Consider the following 22,873-nt stretch of genomic DNA (forward strand, 5'->3'; position numbering starts at 1 on the left):
CTAGAATTTAGTAATTATTGAACTAATCAACGTCCTCTCCCCCGCAATAACATCCGCTTAATTACCACCAAACAGGTATCTCAGTTTCCTCATCGATAGTCTCTAACATCACCAACAACTGATCTGTAACTGAGCTAGATTGATATTCTTTACCCAATACCATACAACATGATTTTGTCCAAATAGAGTGAAAGCTTGCTATTGGTTGAGCGCTCGAGGTTAGTGAAATAACCTCTTTAACCTTATTGAAGATGGCAAAACGTGCAGCGTAATTCTTAACAAGGTAGATATAACAGCCATAGTCGATGATAAAAATACACAGTCTGTAGTAAAACAAAAAACGCAGCTAAAAAGCTGCGTTTAATTGAGGGGGAAAATTTAGTCGAGGAAAACAATATGAATGTTTTGGGTTTAGCCTAGTAGGCTTTGGAATAACAACAATGAGCCCATGCCACTTAATACCACCCATACTAAATCAAAGCGTAAGCTCACAATGGTACAAACAATCGCTGCCAATACGCGTGGGTTTTCAAGGCTGAATACCATGTTTGAGCCTGCACCTAGAATCTCAACAGCAATAATTGCTGGCAATACAGTTACTGGTACAAAGCGTAGTGTTCGCTTCATACGTTCAGACATTTCAAATGAGCCCGCCATGCCAATCACTGAAAAGCGAATCGCGAAAGTTACCGCAGCCATACCTAAGGTAAAGATTAAAAATGTAGTCATGTCCATGTTATGCGCCTTCTACTTCAGTTACTTGATTTGCTTCTTGTTGTTTACGTTGTTCTTTTTCTGTCGCAAGGTCCATCTGGTAACCCGCGAGTACACCAATTGCTGCCGCAATCACTAAACCAAGTGAATGTGGCAAACCTGAGAGTAAAATACCCGAGATAGTAGCCACTACTGCTGCAACAATACATTCGCGACTTTTTACTTGTGGAATAACAATGGCAATAAAGGCTGCAACCATCGCGAACTCTAACCCATAGTTAGCAATATCAGGGAAAGATGAACCTACTAGCGCTCCCATCAAGTTAGCCAGCACCCAGTTTCCCCAGAAGCCAAACATTGCTGCAAGGTAAAACCAATGACGGCCTTCTTTTTCTTTACGGAATTCTGTAATCGTTGACGCATACACCTCATCTGTCAGGCCGTATGACATCAGCATCCGAATATGTAGCGGGTATTCTTTCGCATGCTCTGATACCGATGCACTGTATAACACATGACGTAAATTAATGATGAAGGTAGTCAGCATAATCACCGCCATACTTGCGCCTGACTGGAATAAGCCCAGCGCTACCATTTGGGCAGAACCGGCAAAAACAGTAAATGCCCATAGCGTACTCTGCATAATATCCATTCCCGCCTGGATACTGACAGCACCCACGATGAATGAAAATGGGAATGCCCCAATACACAAAGGTGCAATCGCTTTAAAACCAGCGCTCATTAATTGTTTTTTCATTGCTTCAACTCTTAAAAATAAAGTTCAAAATTATTTGCAGGTGCAAATATATTGGACATTGTTATTTTCAACAAGCGATTAATTACAGATAACCAAAAAGTGTTAACTGGATCAAGTTATTCAGGCGAAACCCAGATAAAACAAGACAAAACACACATGCGCCGACTTATTTAAAGAGCGACAACTTCAATTTTTTTAAAATTACCAATTGCAAGATGCAAATTATTTTGTATTATAAGTGCAAATTAAATTGCATGCGGCACAATAAAAACCGCTTAGCATTCGTATCAATGACAAAGGCCAAACCCATGAAAACTGTTGTAACTTCTGAAAATGCTCCAGCTGCTATCGGTCCATACTCTCACGGCACTGCGTACAACAACCTCATCTTTACTTCAGGTCAGTTACCAGTAGATGCAGCAACCAGCAAAGTGGCTGAAGGCGGTATTACTGCACAATCTATTCAATCCCTTAAAAACCTAGTGAGTGTTGTTGAAGCAGGTGGTGGTGATGTGAATACCATTTTAAAAACAACTTGCTACTTAGCAGACATCGCTGATTTCGCCGCATTTAACGAAGTGTACAAAACAGTTTTTGAAACCGACTGCCCTGCACGTAGCTGTTTCGCAGTAAAAGATCTGCCATTAGGCGTTCTAGTTGAAGTTGAAGCAATCGCTCACGCTAAATAAGGGATACGTCATGAAAGCACAATGGAAACAGTACATCAGCATCATCAACTCTGTGGTTAAACCGGCATTGGGTTGTACTGAACCAATCTCAGCGGCTTATGCCTCATCAGCGGTTGCAAATATGCTAGGTGGCACACCTGAGACTTTGAAAGTGTTTGTTTCTGATAACCTTTACAAAAACTCAATGGGCGTTTTTGTACCAGGTACAGGTAAAATTGGCCTTCATATCGCTTCAGCAGCAGGTGCTGTCGCGGGTGATTTTGATGCGGGCTTAGAAGTGCTGGCTAAAATCACGCCAAGTGATGTAGAACAAGCGCAGGCACTCATTGATGCAGGCAAGGTTGAAGTTTCTCGCTACAACACCAGTGAATTTATTTTCTGCCGCGTAATTGCAACCAAAGGTGCAGATACAGCAGAAATCACCATCAGTGGTGGCCATACTCGTATCGAAGAAAAGCGCTTTAACGATGAAGTGATCTTCACTGCAAGTAAAGAACAAGGTGCAGTATCCACAGCATCGATCTGTGAAGGTGTAGACATCAGCATTCGCGATATCTATGACTTTGCTACTCAAGCGGACTTTGCTGACATTGCATTTATTCTTGAAGCTAAAAAGTTAAATAGCGCATTAGCGAAAGAAGGGATGGATAACCCTTATGGCCTACAAATTGGCCGTACAATGGATAGCAGTATGGAAGACGGCATGATGGGCAAATGCCTATCTAACGAAATCCTGATGTACACCTCTGCTGCATCGGATGCTCGTATGGGTGGTGCTACTCTACCGGCAATGAGTAACTACGGTAGTGGTAACCAAGGTATCGCAGCGACGGTGCCTGTTGTAAAAACAGCTGAGTTCGTTGGTGCAAATGACGAAACCTTAGCACGCGCCCTTATTATGAGCCACTTAGGCGCGGTATACATTAAGTCTTACTACCCACCACTTTCTGCATTTTGTGGTAACACAGCCACCAGCTCAGCAGCAGCAATGGCGATGGTTTACCTACGTGGTGGTGACTTTGAGCAATCTTGCTTTGCTATCCAAAACGTACTGAGCGACACCACAGGTATGGTCTGTGACGGTGCCAAAGCAACATGTGCAATGAAAGTTGGCAGCTCTTCACAAGCCGCAGTTAAATCTATGCTTCTTGCAATGAATAACCACGCAGCAGCGATGCAGGGTGTTATTTCACGTGATGTTGAAAAAACTATCCGTAACATTGGCCGCATGGTAAGTGCAGGAATGGGACAAACAGATAAAGAAATTATTGAAATTATGTCTGTTTAAAGTCCATAATCGCCACCTCTACGGGTGGCGATTGTATTCACACTCAAGTAATCACAGTAGCAAACGAAAACAGTTTCACTTGCATGCTTATTCATAATCCACCAGGAAATACGGGGAAGAATGCAGCTAGTCAGAATGTTTTCGTTTGCTTTAAAAGGAAATGGAAAATGCTAGTCACCTTATCCGTGAGCGATAAGCTAATCCTCGATGCAATGTGCAATGTCGTTGATGGTATCGCTGCGATGTATGGCCAACACACCGAAGTGGCGCTACATAGTTTAGACATTGAGAATCCATCCATTATTAAAATTGCTAATGGTCACGTCACCGAACGTGGTATCGGTGCGCCGATCACTAACTTAGCACTAGAAAAACTGAAAACTGGGGCCGATGTTTCAGAACCTTATTTCAGCCGTTGTTCTCAAGGTAAGTTAATTCGCTCTGTCACTACCATTATTCGCAATGATGTAGGCACTGCTATTGCGCTACTGTGCATCAATGCAGATATGGATGCCCCTATCCATTCATTTTTGAGCTCGATGCTACCCAATACACTTCCTCTTGATTCAGCAGCGGTATCGCCTGAAACATTTGCCAAAAATCCAGATGAGATGCTGAATGATTCTATTGAACGAATCAAAAATGCCACGATGGAAGATCGATCGATCCCAACACACAAACGTAGCCGTGTTATTGTTGAGCAACTGTTTGAAAATGGGGTCTTCAACATAAAAGATGCCATTGTGATCACCGCTGAATCTCTAGGCGTATCACGCGATACTGTTTACCGCTATTTACGTGACCTTAAAAAATAGTGATGTAAAAAATGTCGTTATCAATCTTTTATTAAGGCGCACATTGCGCCTTTTTCTTTGCGCTAAATTCACCACCCACAAGCAAAATGCTACCCTAGCCCTCAGGATTATTACCGTACGTGCCTAAGGACGAAATACATGCAATTCACTATTGTTGGAGCTGGCGCCATTGGTTGCCTTTGGGCGGCCTCACTTGCAAAAGCCCACTCAGTTCATCTATGGACACGTAACTCACAGCCTTATAACGAATTTAATTTCACGCCATTCGAACGAGCATCAACCCCTGAACCATCAGAAACGCTCAACGTCCCCAGTAACCAAGCACAGTTACTTCAGCAAAGTGATTGCGTACTTATTACGGTAAAAGCTTTTCAAGTTGAGCAAGCAATAAAAACAATTCAACCTTGGCTTTCGCCTTTCACGCCAGTCATTGTCATGCATAATGGCATGGGAAGCCAAGCGGCGGCATTAGCCGCACTCCCTAATAACCCTCTCTTGTATGCCACAACCTCACAAGCAGCCTTCAAGCCAAAGGTTCATCACATACAACACACAGGGATCGGGCAAACATGGCTTGGCGCGATTAACTCGACCGCACAATCCATGCAGGCTTTAGCTGAAATATTGAATCAAGCATTAGCCCCTTGCCAATGGCACCACGATATTCAGCAACCACTGTGGCAAAAGCTCGCAATTAACTGTGCAATCAACCCATTAACTACATTGCATCAGTGCAAGAATGGCGACCTAGCGCAGCAACAATATCAAACAGCACTCGTCAGTATTTGCCAAGAAGTTGCAGACATCATGTGCGCAGAGGGTTATGTCACGACAACAGAAACACTCAAAGATCAGGTAGATCGGGTTATTCATGCGACAGCCAATAATCTTTCTTCAATGAATCAAGATGTTTGTCACCACCGCCCGACGGAAATCGACTATATTACTGGGCATATTGTGCGACGTGGTCAACACTACAATATACGCACACCTTTTAATGCCCAGCTTTGGCAACAAATTAAAACAATGGAGCAAAAAGCCTCATGACCTTTCTACATACATCCACTCCGAAGATTGCGGTTTGTATTGCCCCTGGTACAGAAGAGATGGAAGCCATTACGGCAATTGACGTCCTTCGTCGAGCCAACTTTGATGTCACCATTGCAAGCGTCGCTTCTGATGGTGCATTAATCGTTGAAGGCTCTCGTGGCATCAAACTGGTTGCTGACATCGCATTAGTTGAAGTGGCAGATATTGAATTTGATTGTGTAGTACTACCGGGTGGCCTCGGGGGGGCGGAGTGCTTCCGTGATAGCCCGTTACTGGTCGAATTCGTCAATCAGCATCGTTATGACGGTAAATTAGTCGCGGCAATCTGTGCGACACCTGCAGTTTTGTTGCAACACCACAATATGTACCCCGAAGCTTATATGACAGCGCACCCAGCCCTTATTGATCAGATATCAGCCAGTAAGCGCAAAGTGAAACGGGTATTTTTTGATACCAACCATAATCTACTGACTAGCCAAGGGCCAGGTACAGCGCAAGAATTTGCGTTAGATATTGTAGTACAACTTGCAGGAAAAGAGTGCGCAGCTGAAGTGGCGGGCCCTATGGTGGTGTGGCCTAATATGCATTACGACGTATTTCCACAAAAGTAGTCGATAGCAATGATCATCAGCGCCTGATCTAACGCTTCATACGTTTGCAAGTAATAAAAAACCCAGCACATAGGCTGGGTTTCTTTTTACTAACGGTTAATGACAATTACACAATGCCATCCACTCAAGTTATACGCGCAATTAAGGGCGATATACTTTTACGTTAGCAAAACCATTTTCTGTTAAGTACAGCGCCTGTAAACGGCTCATTACGCCGCGGTCACAGTACAGCAGGTAGGTTTTGTCTTGTGGTAAATCGCCAAACTTAGTCGCTAGTTTGTAGAAAGGTAAGTGCTGAACTTCAACACCTTCAATCACTAGTGGACTCTCGTCTTCTTCATCTGGGCTACGAATATCCAGTACGATCGCGCCTTTTTCGATCTGATCGACTAATTCAATTTCAGGTGCTTGTTCTTGGCTTTCTTTTTCAATATCACGAATATCCATGACACGAGCCTCAGTCACCACACGATCTAATATCGTGAAATCAAATTTCGCTTCTTCGATTTCAAGCTTATCTTTCGATGCTTTTACCGTTGGGTTCTTCGAAATCACACCACAGAATTCAGGCATGGTTTTCGCGAACTCTTCAGTACCGATATCACGTGCAACATTGATGATGTCTTCTTTATCCCAGTTAATCAGTGGGCGAAGGATCAAGGTATCTGTTACGTTGTCGATCATACGAAGGTTAGTCAGCGTCTGGCTAGATACCTGACCCAATGCTTCACCAGTAACAAGCGCTTGAATACCAAAACGATTTGCTACTTTGCCAGCGGCACGCATAAACATACGCTTCAGCACGACACCCATCTGACCGTTTTCAACTTTCTCTAGGATTTCACCAACAACAGGTTCGAAGTCTATAGAGATAAACTTCACTTTTGCCGACGAACCATACTTCTGCCATAAGAAGTGTGATACCTGCTTAACACCAATTTCGTGTGCAGGGCCACCTAAGTTGAAGAAACAGTAATGCACTTTACTACCGCGCTTAATGTGCAAGTAGCTAGAAACACCTGAATCGAAGCCGCCTGAAATCAGACTTAACACATCTTCTTGGGTACCCATAGGGAAACCACCAAGGCCTTTATGACGCGCCAGCACTTGGTTCAAGATGTTATTTTCAACTTCGATATTAACGGTAACGTCTGGTTTCTTCAGCTTCACTTTTGCAGATTCGACTGCTTGGTTTAAACCACCACCAACATAACGCTCAAGTTCAATCGAGGTAAAGTCATGCTTACCTACACGTTTTGCACGTACACAGAAGGTTTTACCTTCGATATCTTCACGTACAAGATCTAACGTTTTCTCGTAGATATCGTGCATGTCAGTGAAATCAGTTTGATTCACTTCTAGCACATGGTGAATACCAGAGGTTCGCGTTAACGCAGCAAGTACCTGCTCGCGCATCGTCTCATCTTTTACCGTTACTTCGATGTAAGTACGACGATTGACAACCGATACAGTATCAGTCAAACGCAGAAGAATAATGCGAATATTGCTATCAAGGATCTTAGTAAAGCGCTTACGAATAGACTCACTCTTTACAAAAATCTCTGGATGGGGTTTTACGATAAATTTCATAACACGCTTCGCTACACAGGGCCAAACTAAAGGCGCGAATTATACAGCAAGCTCGCTGCCGCTGAAACCAGCAGAGACGGTTACTCAACGAATAATCTTTTGATTTACCGATTGTTGAGCTGCATTCGATAATGTGATCGCTATCAATTTGGCTACAAAGCGCATCTACCTATGAAAAACAGAGGCAGACTCACCCAACTTGTCAGCGATGGTAGTAATACCTTAGTAAGGATTATCAGGGGGTTCAACCTCACGCCATCAAGTTGATGGCGTGAAGATTGTAATTATGGCTGGGGAACACTCGATACATCTTCTGAATAATGCGGCTTGCCTTGCATGATCGAAATCTCAACTCGGCGGTTAGCACGGCGTTCTTCTTCTGTTTTATTTTTGTTCAATGGGGCAGTATCAGCCAAACCAACAACGCGTAAACGCTTGTGGTCAAAACCTTCCACTTTTTCCATTTCTTGGGCGATAGAAACAGCACGTTGCGCTGATAAATCCCAATTTGAACGGTATAGCTCAGAATCTAACTTCTGGTTATCGGTATGCCCACTAACTCGGATCACACCCGGAATATCTCGCACCAAATCGGCAACTTGACGAACTAGCGGTCGAAACTTAGGTTGTAGAAATGCGGAACCCGCAGGGAATGCCCCTTTTTCTTTAATCCGAATCACCACCTGCTGACCGAAGTTTTCAACTTCTATTGCTCCCTCATCGATCTCACGATCTAGGGCTTGCTGTAACATCTCCAACAGTTGCGCTTGTGATGGGCTTTCTTCTGATTCACTGCTTTGGCTATCTTGGGTCGATTTTTCTGCCGTTTGTCCACCCGTTAATTTACCCGCATCACGTTTAGTGCCTCCCGCGCGATCGGATTCTCCTTCATGGAAATCGAGTGAACGCTGTGTCATGTCTATCGTTTGCTGCATGATCACTTCAATTGGCGTTGGTTCCGGCCGGCCAGGACGAAACTCTTGTGCGATTACGCTGGTGCCTTTCGGTATGTCCTTCACTTCAAGCATGTTCTGAACACCAAACGCAAACTTCATCGAGCCTGCAATCTGCTTAAATTTCAGTACATCCATTTCAGAGAACGACAACAGTAGTACGAAGAAACACATCAGTAATGACATCAAGTCAGCGAATGTGCCCATCCACGGGGGTAACCCAGGTGGCGGACATTTGCATTCTTCTTCCATTTCTAGCCCCCCTTACCCTTCTGGATCGAATGAGCGTTTCTTCTCATTAAGGTAGTTTTTCAGGTAGCCGTCGATAACACGGGGATTCTGGCCATCTTGGATCGCTAAGACGCCATCCAGAATTAGCATTCGATTCAGTTTTTCTTGGTCTTTACGTAGCGTCAGTTTTGCAGCGATAGGTAAAGTCACCATGTTGGCAAATATTGCACCGTACAAGGTAGTTAAAAGTGCAACGGCCATCGCTGGGCCGATAGATTTGGGGTCATCCATGTTTGATAGCATGGCAACAAGACCGATCAATGTACCAATCATCCCCATCGCAGGGGCGACATCGCCTAATGCCTTAAATATACCAATACCTTGCTCATGGCGATCGTTGGTCAGCACAATGTCTTTTTGTAACGCGGAGCGCACCACATCTGCATCATGGCCATCGACTAATAAATCGACGCCTTTACGTAAAAAGGAATTTTCAACCTGCATTTCTTCTAGTGCAAGGAAACCACCTTTACGCGCCGCATCTGCCATTTCAACAATTTTAGCAATCAGATCTTCAGGCACATCTGTTTTGAACATGAAGGCTTTGCCAGCAATTTTAGTGGCCCCAAAAAACTGTCCGACGCTATATTGCATCAATACGACAAAGAATGATCCACAGAAAACAATCAATATTGACTGTGTATCTATGAACATACCAATGCTGCCACCGAGTACCATTGCCATTACAACAAAGGCAAATGACCCGATTAGGCCTATAAGGGTTGCCAAATCCACCAGAAACTCTCCAACTTGCGATGCGTTACGAAAAACCAATGTATTCTACCGAACTACTAGTGTATCGGCACCCTCCAAAATTGATTTAGCGCAGATAAGTGAAAAGGTGAAAATTACTGTTCTGACACACACATTGATGTGCGATAATTTGACGCTACCCAGTCACTGCGTTATTTTTCCTGCACTTTCAAAATAGTGATACTCTTATGGCAGCTAAAAAACCCGAAAATATGGCGTTTGAAGACGCACTTGATGAACTTGATGCGATTGTAGCTGAGCTCGAATCTGGCGACATTTCACTTGAAAATGCGCTTAAAAAGTTTGAACGTGGTATTGCATTAGCCCGTAATAGCCAACAAAAACTGACTCAAGCGGAACAACGTGTCGATATTTTGCTTCAAGCTGATGACGAAGCACCTCTGACCGAATTTGATACCCATAATGAATAACACTTTTTCTCTGTCACAGTCTCTGACGTTCTTTCAAGAACGAAGTAATCAGCAACTCGCTTCTTGGCTTGCGGCTCAACCTCATTCAGATCAATCGCTATTAAAAGCGATGAAACATGGAACGTTACTTGGTGGAAAGCGCGCACGCCCTTTTCTTACTTATGTGACAGGGGAAATGCTCGGGACTTCATTAGAAGACCTTGATGCGCCAGCGGCAGCCGTAGAATGCATTCATGCGTACTCGTTAATTCATGACGATTTACCTGCAATGGACGATGACGAATTACGTCGCGGCCAGCCAACATGTCATATTGAATTTGACGAAGCCATTGCGATTTTGGCCGGCGATGCACTACAAACATTGGCATTTGAAATTTTGGCTGATGGCCAATTAAATCCAAATGCAGAATCACAACGTATTACTATGGTTAAAGAGCTCGCTCGTGCCTCTGGTGCGGCTGGCATGTGTTTGGGGCAATCGCTTGATCTTGAAGCAGAAGGCCAACGAGTGGGTTTAGCCCAACTTGAAACCATTCACAAAAAGAAAACAGGCGCGTTAATTCGCTGTGCTATTCGCTTAGGCGCATTAGCCGCAGGCGAAAAAGGCGTGGCAATATTGCCGCAGCTGAACAAATACGCCGAAGCTGTAGGGCTAGCATTCCAAGTACAAGACGACATTCTTGATGTAATTGGTGATACTGAAACGTTAGGCAAACCACAAGGTTCTGATGTTGAACTGGAAAAAAGCACTTATCCTGCTTTACTTGGTTTAGCTGGTGCACAAGAAAAAGCACAGCAACTTTATCAAGAAGCGCTACACGCGCTGGATGCAATCCCCTACAATACAAAACAATTAGAAGTTTTTGCCCGATATGTCATCGAGCGCAATAACTAAAATCAGTAAAAGCGCCGAATTGTTATGACACTGGATATCTCAAAATTCCCTCATCTGGCACTCGCTAATACGCCCGATGAGCTTCGTTTATTACCGCAAGACAGCTTGCCTGCGGTATGTGACGAACTACGTACCTACTTACTGAACTCAGTAAGCCAAACCAGCGGCCACTTTGCTTCTGGCCTTGGCGCAGTTGAACTAACTGTCGCCTTGCACTACGTCTACAATACCCCGTTCGATCATTTGATCTGGGATGTAGGCCACCAAGCATATCCGCACAAAATTTTAACGGGACGACGTGACCAGATGTCGACCATTCGCCAAAAAGGCGGGGTTCACCCGTTTCCTTGGCGTGAAGAAAGTGAATACGACGTATTGTCTGTCGGTCACTCTTCAACCTCTATCAGCGCTGGCCTAGGTATGGCCATCGCAGCTGAAAAAGAAGGCCTTAACCGTAAGGTCGTTAGCGTAATCGGCGATGGTGCTATCACGGCAGGTATGGCATTTGAAGCCATGAACCACGCCGGTGATGTTCACTCTGACATGTTAGTTGTGCTTAATGACAATGAGATGTCAATTTCAGAAAATGTGGGTGCATTAAACAACCACCTTGCACGAGTTCTTTCTGGAAGTCTTTATAGTACGATCCGCGAAGGCGGCAAGAAAGTGCTGGCAGGCGCACCACCAATCAAAGAGTTGGTGAAACGCGCTGAAGAACATATCAAAGGTATGGTCGTACCTGGCACGCTATTTGAGGAATTAGGCTTTAACTACATAGGTCCTGTTGATGGTCACGATGTGGAAGAGCTGGTTAAAACATTGAAGAATATGCGCAACCTTAAAGGGCCGCAATTTCTTCATATTATGACCAAAAAAGGTAAGGGCTATGCCCCTGCTGAAGCAGACCCAATTAACTATCACGCCGTACCTAAGTTTGATTTAACCAAGAACCCGTTGCCAAAAGCGAAAAATGCTAAGCCAACCTTCTCCAATATTTTTGGTGATTGGCTGTGTGATATGGCTGAACAAGACGACAAGCTCATGGCGATTACGCCAGCGATGCGAGAAGGTTCAGGCATGGTACGTTTCTCTAAAGAATACCCGAGCCAATATTTTGATGTTGCGATTGCAGAGCAACACGCAGTGACGCTTGCAACGGGCATGGCAATTGGTGGTTACAACCCTGTTGTAGCGATTTATTCCACCTTCTTACAGCGTGGTTATGATCAACTGATCCACGATGTAGCTATCATGGATCTACCCGTGATGTTTGCTATCGACCGCGGTGGTTTAGTCGGTGCAGATGGTCAAACACACCAAGGTGCATTTGATTTAAGCTTCATGCGTTGTATTCCTAATATGACGATCATGACACCAAGCGATGAAAATGAATGCCGCCAAATGCTCTACACTGGCCATTTGCATCAAGGGCCAAGTGCTGTGCGTTACCCTCGTGGTAGTGGTACAGGCATTGCTGCAGATAAAGCAATGACAGCATTGGAGATTGGTAAAGGAATTGTGCGCCGTAAAGGCGAGAAAATCGCAATACTAAACTTCGGTACGACATTAAGCTATGCGCTAGAAGCAGCCGAAAACTTAAATGCAACGGTTGCTGATATGCGCTTTGTGAAGCCACTTGATGAAGCTTTGATTCAAGAGCTTGCTGCAACCCATGATGTACTTGTCACTGTAGAAGAAAATGCCATTGCTGGCGGTGCAGGTAGCGGTGTAATTGAATACATGATGAAAGCGAAATGCTTGAAACCTGTATTAAACATTGGCTTGCCAGATCGCTTTGTCGAACAAGGTACACAGCAAGAGTTGCATGCAATGCTGGGTATTGATGGGATTGGTATTGAGCGTCAAATTCGCGAATACATGGCTTAACAGCCAACACTCGCTAAATAGCATTAAAAAACGGACTTCTCTGAAGTCCGTTTTTATAGTTATCAGATACAATACGTTACTCTACTTTTTTTAGTACGACACCTTCATATCCACCCAACTCTAGGTACCGAGTAGATGCACCTAAGGTGCCATCAGGCATAACGCGACGATAATCGCCCGGCAGCGACACCCGCAATGGTTTAGTCTGCATAAACGCAGTGTTATTCGGCTCATTCATCGCACGGTACACCACCAACCCTTTGCTGTACTGTCGTGCAATTACCCCATGCCGCGGGAAATCACTGCCCCACCCTGAGCGGTAGAGCCAAAACCAGTTAGCCGGTGCGACGCTAATATCCCCGAGCATAGTGCTGGATGTTTTTGCTTTAATATCTACGTCGTTGGTTTTATTGCGCCAAGACACAATCCGATGCCCTTTCGGCGCGATTGTCGGCTGCCCTATATCGACCTTCAGCATAGCGCTCGGTTGATAAACCCAGTTTTTAGGCACACCTTGACGATACCAGTTTTTATCCGTTGTATTACCGCTACCGTAATAAAAGCCAGCATTCCAACTATGATAATAAGTACGTTGAGGAATATTAAAAAGATAATAGAGCGCGAGCCCAGTTTCGATATCTTGGTGCCAAGCCGTCGATAATAACGGGGCAACCTGACTACGCCCGCCTTTCATCGAGACCATGATTAAACTCTTATCCCCTTGGCGAGCCAAAGCAAAATTATCCCAGTACCGATACAAGCGATCTAGCCCCATCGCTGGACTAAGGTAATGCTCACGTAACCAAACATCCACCACATCGCGTAGCGCTTGTGGCCACCCGTCGTAATGCCAAAGGTTTAAATCCGAAATATTCGCGGCCAACCAATGCGTTTTAGTGTGGGTTTTAACCAAGGCTAAAAAATCTGCCATTTGCTTGGCGTAATACAACGACGCTTCATCATTACCTGCCTTGAATGGCAGTTCTTGCAGCTGCCCACCAGCCTCGACTGTAAATTGATTATTACCTAGCAGCTTAGCCATATCGTCATTATAAGCGCCGCTTAATCCTTGCTGCTCCCAATCATAGCGATACCACTTAGCATGGAGATCATTCAATAATTTATTACCGAAATTTAAACGATACCAACAAGTACCCGGCCACATATGACCCGCAGGGATCAAGCGCGCTTGATGGCGGAAACGGGCACTCGCCTTAAAATTTTTACGAGAATAAAATTCTTGGTCGCTGACAACGCCATCTTGATTACGGTCATTCACCGAGTCCCAACCCGGTATCACCAAACGTTGATCTTGATAGTTAAGCCAAGGCTTAAATGCGACTCGCTCCACCTTGCTATTGGCCTGCCAGTTCAGTTTCAGTATCCACACTTGTAAACCATCACTCAGCGCTTGTTTCCCTGTGTTCAGTTCTCGTCCTTCAATCCTTGCCGACGAGCTTTGCCACGGGTACTGAATATCCAGCGAGCCTTGCCACTCCCCTTGGTCATGCTGCCAATCACTATGAATCGGCTTCCACTGCGCAATCCCTTCACTAGGGCTGGATAATGCAATGGCTTGCTGCACTTTAGGTGCAATATCAGCGGCGATGACGAGAGAGTTGGATGGGTACGACGAGAGCACGACCAGCTCATCATTAGGCTGCATAGTGAGCGGAAAGCGTGCTGTGGCGTAATTACCGTTGCGAATAAGAATGACATGGAAGGGAGAACCTTCAAGTAAATAACTCACGCCTTGGCTAATTGAAGCGGCTTCGAGCTGGGTATCTTCTGAAAAGTGCAAGTAGAGATCTTCAAGATCTAAGCCTGTTAGTGCACTCTGTTTACTAAGCCATGCGGTTGGTTTTCCAGGTTTACAATCCAGTTTTTGGCTGTACATATAGCCCATACTGATGAGCTTCTTATTCATCACTTTATCTTGCATGCTGCCAAATACAATATCAGCATGTTGCGCTTCCCAACGCTTTACATCATTTGCAGAATCGAGTGCTGACGTAGTTAAAGGAGCTTCCCAGCTACCAGGTAGCACCCAGCCCGTACCTGTCGATGGATATACCTGAGCTTGCACGATAACGCTGATTGAACTGAACAGACTGACGACCACAGCTAACCAATTGACCTTCATAACACCCTGCCTTATAACCAAGACCCTCGCCCAGACTGATTGGCGCTGATATAGAATTAAGACTAGACGAACAATGGCTTATACCAATATAAATAAGTATTACCGTCAATAATTGAAAAACAAAAAGCCGCTTATCAATATAAGCGGCTTTCAGAAAAGTCTTTATATAGGGTTAGTAACCCAGGCTTACCAACCTAACCAATGACCGACTCCCCAAAGGGAGATCATCGCCATAAAGCCCGCTAAAACATCATCAACCATGATGCCAAAACCACCATGTACATGTTTATCAAGCCAACTAATCGGCCAAGGTTTTATCATGTCGAAAAAACGAAATAAGATGAATCCGGTCAATACCCACTCCCAGCTCAGTGCAGGTGCTATTGCCATGGTGATCCAAAAGCCGACAAATTCATCCCACACAATACTGCCATGATCATGGACTTGCATATCATCTGATGTTTTCTGACAGATGGTGATACCAATAATCGCCGCGATAAAAGTGATCGCTAAATACACAGTAAATGGCAACTGAGTCATTAGCATATAAAAAGGGATCGCAGCAACAGTGCCCATGGTACCTGGGACAATCGGAGACAATCCGCTGCCAAAACCAGTTGCTAATAAGTGCCATGGGTTGCGTAATTGAATGTGTTCTCTTGGGTCCGTCAAACCTTACTCCGCAAAATGATCATAACCATGCAACTGCCAATCAATGGCTTTGCCTGCTGATTGTAACGTAACATCACACCCAGGATAAAGCTGACCAATACACGTTGCTGTTACACCGGTATGAGCAAGCGCTACATCAACGGCTCCACGATGCGCTTCTGGCACAGTAAAGCAGAGTTCGTATTCTTCGCCACTGGTGAGTGCTAATTGCTGTGCTTTTGCCAGATCGGGTTCAAATTCACGTAATTCTTCAGAAAGAGGGAGCTTTTCAACATGAATCACCGCCCCTAAGCCTGAACGCTTTAAGATATGACCTAAATCAGAAACGACACCATCAGAAATATCGAGTGCAGCAGAAGCGATACCACGCAACGCCTGCCCAGCCAAGATACGGGGTTGAGCAAGATAATGGCGCTGAATCAGTGTATTAGCTAAATTAACATCATCAAGTTTACGTTCACCTAAAATCAGTGCCAAACCTGCCGCACTGTCACCTAAGTTACCTGTAACATACACCCAGTCACCATTACTGGCACCACCGCGTGTTAATGCTTGGCCTTGAGGGATAAAACCATGAACGGTTAACGTAATACTAAGAGGACCTTTGGTGGTATCACCACCGACAAGCTGGACATTATAATATTCAGCCAGAGCAAAGAAACCTTGGCAAAAACCATCAAGCCATGTTTCATCTGGTGTTGGCATAGTGAGCGCTAATGATACCCAAGCAGGCGTTGCGCCCATTGCAGCCAAGTCACTCAAATTCGATGCCAGCGCTTTATGAGCGATCCATTTAGGGTCAGCATCAGCCAAAAAATGTGTGCCAGCAACTAATGAGTCTGTGCTCACCGCAAGTTGACAGCCTTCTGGCACTTTAAGTAATGCGCAGTCATCACCAATGGCGAGTTCTACATCACGGCGTTCAACCGCTTGTTGCTCGAAATAACGAGCAATTAAATCAAATTCATTTCCAGCCATAATACAATTACTTAGAAAGAAAAATACAATTACTTAGAAAGAAAAAAGGCCAGCTAAGCTGGCCTCTATTAATCAGAATCGATTATTTGTTTTTGCGAAGGCTTGGTGCCGCTTTATCAAGTACACCATTCACAAATTTGTGACTATCTTCAGCACCAAACATTTTCGCTAGTTCGATAGCTTCGTTGATAACCACTTTGAAAGGTACGTCTTCACGCTTAACCATTTCGTACATAGATAGACGAAGTAACGCTAGCTCCATCTGGTCCAAATCTTGTAGTGGACGAGATAGGTATGGACGCATTTTGCTATCAAGTTCTTGATGATTAAGAACAACACCTGTTAGTAGATCACGGAAGTACTCTACATCACTGTGTGGTGCAGCAAGTACAGGTGCATCTGCTTGGTGTTCTTCTTCTTCAAACTTATCGCCAGATAGGAAATGAAGTTCGATATTAGCAACATTATCTTTAGTAATCTGCCAAGAATAAATAGCTTGCACAGCAAACTGACGTGCATTACGACGTGCGGCTGGTTTCACATTAACCCCCATTAGGATTCAATTTGGGACAGAACATTTACCATTTCAAGCGCGCTAAGTGCAGCCTCTGCCCCTTTATTACCAGCCTTGGTACCGGCACGCTCGATGGCTTGTTCGATAGAATCGACAGTTAGAACGCCAAACGCTACTGGAGTATTAAACTCAAGAGCGACTTGCGCTAAACCTTTATTACACTCACCGGCAACATAATCGAAGTGTGGGGTTCCACCACGGATCACAGAGCCTAACGCGATAATCGCGTCGTAACGATCGCTTTTAGCAACTTGCTGTGCAACCAATGGTAGTTCGTATGCTCCAGGGCAACGAACAACAGTGATATTGTCTTCGCTAACTTGGCCTTGACGTTTCAGTGCATCTAGTGCGCCTGAAAGTAGGCTTTCGTTAATAAAGCTGTTGAAGCGAGCGATTACAATAGCAACTTTTGCATTTGGTGCCGCGATGGCGCCTTCAATTACCTTCATGGGCCTTCCTGTGACTATGTCTTTCCGGTTTGAGAAACCGCGGGAGTCTACCACACTTAGTAGTAGCGTCGCTACGGTCAAACGGTGGAATCTCATTATTGATGAAAATTTGTTATCAGCACTCTGTTATCGAGCTAGCTGATTAACTTAAACGCCTCACTGAAAAAATCGCAGGGATGATATCAGTGAGGCATAGCCTTATTGGCTAGAATTACTCACAAATGTACTCAACCGCTTCTAGGCCAAAGCCTGAAAGCGAATGGTAGCGTTGTGTGCTTGATGATAGCAGACGCATCTTCGATACACCTAGATCAGATAAGATCTGAGAACCAACGCCCACCTGACGAGATTGATCTTTTGGATTCAATTTCACCTTAGGTTGGCCTGTGGTATCCGCTGATAAATTCTTCACCTTTGCAATAACAGCCTCTTGGCTTTCTTGCTTACTCAGCACAACCAATACACCGCCTTCTTTGGCAATACGTTGCATGGCATTTGGCAACGTCCACTGAGTCGCACCTGAATGAAGAATATCTTTAAACGTATCTTGCAAGTGAACACGTACTATCGTTGGCTGTTCTGCTTCAACATCGCCTTTACGCAGCGCGTAGTGTACTTGGTTATCGATAGTGTCACGGTATGTGATCATATCGAACTCACCAAATTCAGTCGGTAACTTACATTCAGCAATACGTTCAATCGTTGTTTCATTGTTATTACGGTATTCAATCAAATCCGCAATCGTGCCCAGTTTTAAACCGTGTTTTTCGGCAAAAACTTCAAGCTGAGGACGGCGCGCCATGGTGCCATCTTCATTTAAAATTTCAACAATCACACTTGATGGCTCTAAACCCGCTAGGCGTGCAATATCACAACCGGCTTCAGTGTGACCAGCACGAGACAATACGCCACCTGCTTGTGCCATCAATGGGAAAATATGTCCCGGCATTACGATGTCTGCAGCCGATGCGTTAGCAGCAACAGCTGCCTCCACAGTGCGCGAGCGATCAGCCGCAGAGATACCAGTCGTTACGCCTTGTGCCGCTTCAATCGATACGGTGAAGTTAGTACTAAATTGTTCCGTATTCTCTTGTACCATTAACGGTAAATTAAGCTGCTGACAACGCGCTTGAGTCAGCGTAAGACAAATCAAACCACGGCCATTGGTTGCCATGAAGTTAATCGCTTCTGGTGTGATTTTTTCGGCAGCAATAATTAAATCGCCTTCATTCTCGCGATCTTCATCATCCATCAAGATAACCATCTTACCTTGGCGGATGTCATCAATAATCTCTTTTGCGCTGCTTAAAGCCATCTTAATCCCCTTAACTTAGAAAACCGCTTAACCTAAAAAGCCGCTACGTGCGAGCAGATCCATTGTCACTTCGGACTTCTTATCTGCAGCTTTGTCACCTAACATTAGACGCTCAAGATAACGAGCAATCACATCTACTTCTAAGTTCACCTTACGGCCAACTTTGAAAGCTTCCATCGTCGTTTCTGCCGCTGTATGCGGCACAATGGTCAGCTTAAATTCATTACCACGAATCGCATTGATAGTAAGACTGATACCATCAATCGCCACCGAGCCTTTCTCTGCTAAATATTTAGCTAAATTATCCGGAGCACTCACCCAAAATTCAATAGCACGGCCAGTATGCTGACGCTCAATGATCTCACCGACGTTATCAACATGACCCGATACCATATGGCCACCAAAACGCGTAGTTGGCAGCATTGCCTTTTCAAGGTTAACAACCTGCCCGGCTTGATAATCGACGAATGCTGTTCGCTTTAATGTTTCTAACGACAAGTCAGCAACGTAACCATTGCCTGTTAGTTGCACGACGGTGAGGCAAACACCGTTAGTCGCAATACTGTCGCCTAACTTTACATCGCCTAAATCCAAATCACCTGACGCAACCGTCACTGAAATGTCTTCACCTTTTGGGGTTAACGCAGTAATAGTGCCGACTGCTTCAATAATACCTGTAAACATGAATATTTTTCCTTTCCGCAGATTACGGTGTTAAACCTGCCCTGATACGCTAGCTGTGATACGAATATCAGGGCCTACGGTACGTACATCTGAAATCGTTAATGTTGGAACGTGGGACATCGACGTTAAGCCCAACAAATCGACTAAACCACGACTATCACTTCCCATTAGTTTAGGGGCTTGATAGAGGATAAGCTCATCCACTAATTTCGCGTTGATCAGTGCACCAGCCAAACCAGCACCCGCTTCCACCCAAATATGATTAATATCATGATCCCGCACTAACTGTTGCATCAGCGCTTTAAGGTCTAGCTGTGCTGCATTAGTACTCGTAGTGTCAGTTATCTCAACATCAGTGCTTGGCACCATGATCTGCGAAACCGACTCAGGCCAAGTAAGCTGATCACACTGGTGACGAGCAAGCAATGTCTGTCCTGGCAGTTGAGCAAGGCGACAAGTTGGGGAAACACGATTTTGGCTATCGATAATAATGCGCGTCGGTTGGCGTAGATTGTCTTGCGGTGAATCGCTTTGAGGGTAATCGGCTTGAATATCAGCACTCAACTCAGACCAACGGACATTCAATGAAGGGTCATCAGCTAACACGGTTGCGCTGGTTGATAAAATAGCACCCGATTGAGCACGGTAGGCTTGAACATCAGCACGCGCTTGCGGGCTAGTGATCCACTTACTCTCACCATTGGCTAACGCTGTTCGACCATCAAGGCTGGCTGCTAGCTTGAGTTGTACAAATGGCAGACCTGTTTTCATCCGTTTAATGAAACCACGATTAAGCGCTTTGGCGTCGGCTTCAAGTAAACCTGTTTGCACCTCAATACCCGCCGCTTCAAGCATTGCGATGCCACGTCCTGCGACCTTAGGATTTGGATCCACCATGGCACAGACAACACGCGTAACATTCGCCTTAACGAGCGCTTCAGCACAAGGAGGGGTTCGGCCATAATGAGAGCATGGCTCTAGCGTGACATAAGCGGTAGCACCTTTGGCACGCTCACCCGCTTCACGAAGCGCAAAAACTTCGGCATGGGGTTGCCCAGCTTGATAATGATAACCTTGACCAACAATGTGATCGCCTTGAGCAATCACACAGCCAACATTAGGGTTAGGGGCCGTAGTAAAACGACCACGCTTTGCTAATTGCAAAGCGTGTAACATCATAGAATGATCTAGAGAAGAAAACATGCGTGGCTACTTTTCTAATTTAGCGATTTCTTCGCCAAATTCTCGGATATCTTCAAAGCTGCGATAAACAGAGGCAAAACGGATATACGCCACCTTATCAAGCTCTTTTAACGCTTCCATGACCAAGTTACCGATCATGTCAGACGCAACTTCACGCTCACCTGTCGCACGTAATTGAGACTTAATGGTATTGATCGCTTTTTCAATATCATCTGCGCTTACAGGACGTTTTTCTAACGCTCGTTGAATACCACCACGCAACTTATCTTCGTTGAATGGGTCACGGTTTCCATTTGTTTTAATTACACGCGGCATCACCAATTCAGCCGTTTCAAACGTGGTATAACGTTCATTACAAGCTAAACATTGACGACGACGACGTACTTGGTGGCCATCGGCAACCAAGCGAGAATCGATTACTTTGGTGTCATTGGCACCACAAAAAGGACAGTGCATCGTGCCTCCTCATTTTCGTCGAATCAGTGTACCGCATTTCAAACGTTTATTGAGTATATATCCGCGGTTTTTACGCTTATTTACTGCCTTATTATTCCCTAACGCAAAACGACACCTTAAAGGTGCCGTTTATTTATACGCGAGATACGAAATTAAGCGTAAACAGGAAGGCGCTTACAAATCTCTAGTACTTTCGCTTTAGTCGCTTCAATCACCGCTGGGTTCTCGATATCATCAAGAATGTCACAAATCCAACCCGCAAGTTGTTTAGTGTCTTCAGCCGTAAAGCCACGGCGTGTGATAGAAGGCGTACCGATACGGATACCCGAAGTAACAAATGGGCTACGAGGATCGTTTGGTACACTGTTCTTGTTCACGGTAATGTTTGCAGCACCTAGCGCGGCATCTGCTTCTTTACCTGTGATGTTTTTGTTGATTAGGTCAACAAGGAACAGGTGGTTTTCAGTGCTACCAGAAACGATGTTGTAACCGCGCTCTAGGAATTCACCAACCATTACTTTTGCGTTTTCAACAACGCGCGCTTGGTATTCTTTAAACTCAGGTTCCATGGCTTCTTTGAATGCTACCGCTTTTGCAGCAATAACATGCATTAGTGGGCCACCTTGGCCACCAGGGAATACAGCAGAGTTCAGTTTCTTGTAAAGATCTTCGCCTTCACAAGAAAGAATTAGACCACCACGAGGACCAGCAAGCGTTTTATGCGTTGTTGTTGTAACAACGTGTGCATGAGGTACTGGGTTAGGGTAAACACCCGCAGCAATCAGGCCAGCAACGTGTGCCATATCAACGAAGAAGTATGCGCCAACTTTATCTGCGATTTCACGCATGCGCGCCCAATCACAAATTTGAGAGTAAGCAGAGAAACCACCGATGATCATTTTCGGCTTGTGCTCTACAGCAAGTGCTTCCATTTCTTCGTAATCAATCTGACCTGCTTCATCAATGCCGTAAGGAATGATGTTGTAAAGCTTACCAGAGAAGTTTACTGGTGAGCCGTGTGTTAGGTGACCACCGTGTGCCAAGCTCATACCAAGTACAGTATCGCCAGCATTAAGCAGTGCCATGTAAACAGCGTTATTTGCTTGAGAACCTGAGTGAGGCTGTACGTTCGCGTACTCGGCACCAAATAGCTGACATGCACGATCAATCGCAAGTTGTTCAGCTTTATCGACGAATTCACAACCACCGTAGTAACGCTTACCAGGGTAACCTTCAGCGTATTTGTTAGTTAGCTGAGAACCTTGTGCTTCCATTACACGTGGGCTTGTGTAGTTTTCAGAAGCAATTAACTCGATGTGCTCTTCTTGACGTGCAGTTTCTTCCTGAATAGCTGCAAACAGTTCAGCGTCGTAATCGGCAATATTCATGTCGCGCTTTAGCATCTGTATCTCCTGACTCAGATAGGTATAACCACAAAATTCTAACAAAAACTGGATTCACGCAAAGCGAGTAACCATGCGGACGCAAACGTTTTCGTCTAACCAGTAACTGGTGCCATATTTTACATAAATTGATCTAAATCAGATACCCTTCAAATTACTTTTTATTGGATTTATTCATGTTTATTTTCAATGTCACCATGAATTCGTTTCATCTTGGCTACAATTTGAGGCTAAGCCTGTAAAGATCAAGTAGATAGATTTATCAAGAAAGT

Annotated in this window: 23 protein-coding genes; 8 read left to right on the plus strand and 15 right to left on the minus strand. The window is 44.8% G+C overall.

Annotated features, from left to right (window positions below; genetic code table 11):
- Nucleotides 1-411: 411 nt before the first annotated feature.
- Nucleotides 412-735: an AzlD domain-containing protein gene (locus ASV53_RS12495; RefSeq protein ID WP_048898151.1), complete on the minus strand. Its 324-nt coding sequence runs from the start codon at nucleotides 733-735 to the stop codon at nucleotides 412-414.
- Nucleotide 736: 1 nt separating this feature from the next.
- Nucleotides 737-1,471 carry an AzlC family ABC transporter permease gene (locus ASV53_RS12500; RefSeq protein WP_062691041.1) on the minus strand — a complete coding sequence of 245 codons (735 nt, stop codon included), beginning with the start codon at nucleotides 1,469-1,471 and terminating at the stop codon, nucleotides 737-739.
- Between the two features lie 308 nt (nucleotides 1,472-1,779).
- Between ASV53_RS12500 and ASV53_RS12505 the strand changes: the two genes are divergently transcribed.
- From ASV53_RS12505 to ASV53_RS12525, 5 genes are all read left to right on the plus strand, one after another.
- Nucleotides 1,780-2,160, plus strand: a complete 381-nt coding sequence (locus tag ASV53_RS12505) for a Rid family detoxifying hydrolase (RefSeq protein WP_062691040.1) — start codon at nucleotides 1,780-1,782, stop codon at nucleotides 2,158-2,160.
- Nucleotides 2,161-2,170: 10 nt separating this feature from the next.
- Nucleotides 2,171-3,448, plus strand: coding sequence for an L-cysteine desulfidase family protein (locus tag ASV53_RS12510; protein WP_062691039.1), 1,278 nt, complete (start codon nucleotides 2,171-2,173; stop codon nucleotides 3,446-3,448).
- Between the two features lie 167 nt (nucleotides 3,449-3,615).
- The gene (locus ASV53_RS12515) at nucleotides 3,616-4,263 is read left to right on the plus strand and encodes a helix-turn-helix transcriptional regulator (protein WP_062691038.1); all 648 of its coding nucleotides are present in this window, start codon (nucleotides 3,616-3,618) and stop codon (nucleotides 4,261-4,263) included.
- Nucleotides 4,264-4,401: 138 nt separating this feature from the next.
- Nucleotides 4,402-5,310: a 2-dehydropantoate 2-reductase gene (gene panE, locus ASV53_RS12520; RefSeq protein ID WP_094957315.1), complete on the plus strand. Its 909-nt coding sequence runs from the start codon at nucleotides 4,402-4,404 to the stop codon at nucleotides 5,308-5,310.
- Nucleotides 5,307-5,924 carry a DJ-1 family glyoxalase III gene (locus ASV53_RS12525; RefSeq protein WP_094957316.1) on the plus strand — a complete coding sequence of 206 codons (618 nt, stop codon included), beginning with the start codon at nucleotides 5,307-5,309 and terminating at the stop codon, nucleotides 5,922-5,924. The genes panE and ASV53_RS12525 overlap by 4 nt, the downstream gene beginning before the upstream one ends.
- 141 nt (nucleotides 5,925-6,065) lie before the next feature.
- Here ASV53_RS12525 and thiI read toward each other — a convergent pair whose 3' ends face one another.
- The 3 genes from thiI to pomA form a co-directional block, all read right to left on the minus strand.
- The gene (gene thiI / locus ASV53_RS12530) at nucleotides 6,066-7,514 is read right to left on the minus strand and encodes a tRNA uracil 4-sulfurtransferase ThiI (protein ID WP_062691036.1); all 1,449 of its coding nucleotides are present in this window, start codon (nucleotides 7,512-7,514) and stop codon (nucleotides 6,066-6,068) included.
- Nucleotides 7,515-7,798: 284 nt separating this feature from the next.
- A complete protein-coding gene (locus ASV53_RS12535) occupies nucleotides 7,799-8,719 on the minus strand; it encodes a flagellar motor protein MotB (RefSeq protein ID WP_094957317.1) in 921 nt (306 codons plus the stop codon).
- A gap of 12 nt (nucleotides 8,720-8,731) precedes the next feature.
- Nucleotides 8,732-9,493, minus strand: coding sequence for a flagellar motor protein PomA (gene pomA / locus ASV53_RS12540; protein WP_094957318.1), 762 nt, complete (start codon nucleotides 9,491-9,493; stop codon nucleotides 8,732-8,734).
- A gap of 206 nt (nucleotides 9,494-9,699) precedes the next feature.
- Here pomA and xseB point away from each other — a divergent pair, with 206 nt between their 5' ends.
- Genes xseB through dxs form a run of 3 tightly spaced genes read left to right on the plus strand, consistent with a single transcriptional unit; the run spans nucleotide 9,700 to nucleotide 12,724 of the window.
- On the plus strand, nucleotides 9,700-9,942 hold the full coding sequence (gene xseB / locus ASV53_RS12545) for an exodeoxyribonuclease VII small subunit (protein WP_062691034.1): 243 nt from the start codon (nucleotides 9,700-9,702) through the stop codon (nucleotides 9,940-9,942).
- Entirely contained in the window at nucleotides 9,935-10,837 is a 903-nt protein-coding gene (gene ispA / locus ASV53_RS12550; RefSeq protein WP_094957319.1) for a (2E,6E)-farnesyl diphosphate synthase, read from the plus strand. Before xseB ends, ispA begins: the two co-directional genes overlap by 8 nt.
- A 24-nt stretch (nucleotides 10,838-10,861) precedes the next feature.
- Nucleotides 10,862-12,724, plus strand: a complete 1,863-nt coding sequence (gene dxs, locus ASV53_RS12555) for a 1-deoxy-D-xylulose-5-phosphate synthase (protein ID WP_094957320.1) — start codon at nucleotides 10,862-10,864, stop codon at nucleotides 12,722-12,724.
- A 76-nt stretch (nucleotides 12,725-12,800) separates the two neighbouring features.
- Here dxs and ASV53_RS12560 read toward each other — a convergent pair whose 3' ends face one another.
- The 10 genes from ASV53_RS12560 to glyA all read right to left on the minus strand — a co-directional run bounded on the left by ASV53_RS12560 (nucleotide 12,801) and on the right by glyA (nucleotide 22,601).
- A complete protein-coding gene (locus ASV53_RS12560) occupies nucleotides 12,801-14,867 on the minus strand; it encodes a hypothetical protein (protein ID WP_239928790.1) in 2,067 nt (688 codons plus the stop codon).
- A 186-nt stretch (nucleotides 14,868-15,053) separates the two neighbouring features.
- Nucleotides 15,054-15,539, minus strand: a complete 486-nt coding sequence (gene pgpA / locus ASV53_RS12565; protein WP_062691032.1) for a phosphatidylglycerophosphatase A — start codon at nucleotides 15,537-15,539, stop codon at nucleotides 15,054-15,056.
- Between the two features lie 3 nt (nucleotides 15,540-15,542).
- Nucleotides 15,543-16,517 carry a thiamine-phosphate kinase gene (gene thiL / locus ASV53_RS12570; RefSeq protein ID WP_094957321.1) on the minus strand — a complete coding sequence of 325 codons (975 nt, stop codon included), beginning with the start codon at nucleotides 16,515-16,517 and terminating at the stop codon, nucleotides 15,543-15,545.
- An 82-nt stretch (nucleotides 16,518-16,599) separates the two neighbouring features.
- A complete protein-coding gene (gene nusB / locus ASV53_RS12575) occupies nucleotides 16,600-17,070 on the minus strand; it encodes a transcription antitermination factor NusB (RefSeq protein WP_062691030.1) in 471 nt (156 codons plus the stop codon).
- On the minus strand, nucleotides 17,070-17,540 hold the full coding sequence (ribH, locus tag ASV53_RS12580) for a 6,7-dimethyl-8-ribityllumazine synthase (RefSeq protein ID WP_062691029.1): 471 nt from the start codon (nucleotides 17,538-17,540) through the stop codon (nucleotides 17,070-17,072). The genes nusB and ribH overlap by 1 nt, the downstream gene beginning before the upstream one ends.
- A gap of 211 nt (nucleotides 17,541-17,751) precedes the next feature.
- Nucleotides 17,752-18,855, minus strand: a complete 1,104-nt coding sequence (gene ribBA / locus ASV53_RS12585) for a bifunctional 3,4-dihydroxy-2-butanone-4-phosphate synthase/GTP cyclohydrolase II (protein WP_094957322.1) — start codon at nucleotides 18,853-18,855, stop codon at nucleotides 17,752-17,754.
- Between the two features lie 27 nt (nucleotides 18,856-18,882).
- Nucleotides 18,883-19,539, minus strand: coding sequence for a riboflavin synthase (locus tag ASV53_RS12590; RefSeq protein WP_062691027.1), 657 nt, complete (start codon nucleotides 19,537-19,539; stop codon nucleotides 18,883-18,885).
- A 30-nt stretch (nucleotides 19,540-19,569) separates the two neighbouring features.
- A complete protein-coding gene (gene ribD / locus ASV53_RS12595; RefSeq protein ID WP_094957323.1) occupies nucleotides 19,570-20,742 on the minus strand; it encodes a bifunctional diaminohydroxyphosphoribosylaminopyrimidine deaminase/5-amino-6-(5-phosphoribosylamino)uracil reductase RibD in 1,173 nt (390 codons plus the stop codon).
- A gap of 6 nt (nucleotides 20,743-20,748) precedes the next feature.
- Nucleotides 20,749-21,198: a transcriptional regulator NrdR gene (gene nrdR / locus ASV53_RS12600; RefSeq protein WP_048898130.1), complete on the minus strand. Its 450-nt coding sequence runs from the start codon at nucleotides 21,196-21,198 to the stop codon at nucleotides 20,749-20,751.
- 152 nt (nucleotides 21,199-21,350) lie between these two features.
- Complete coding sequence (gene glyA, locus ASV53_RS12605) at nucleotides 21,351-22,601, minus strand: serine hydroxymethyltransferase (protein ID WP_062691025.1); 1,251 nt, start codon at nucleotides 22,599-22,601, stop codon at nucleotides 21,351-21,353.
- Nucleotides 22,602-22,873: the final 272 nt, after the last annotated feature.

This window comes from Photobacterium sanguinicancri (genome assembly GCF_002265265.1).
GTDB classification, from domain to species: Bacteria; Pseudomonadota; Gammaproteobacteria; order Enterobacterales; family Vibrionaceae; genus Photobacterium; species Photobacterium sanguinicancri.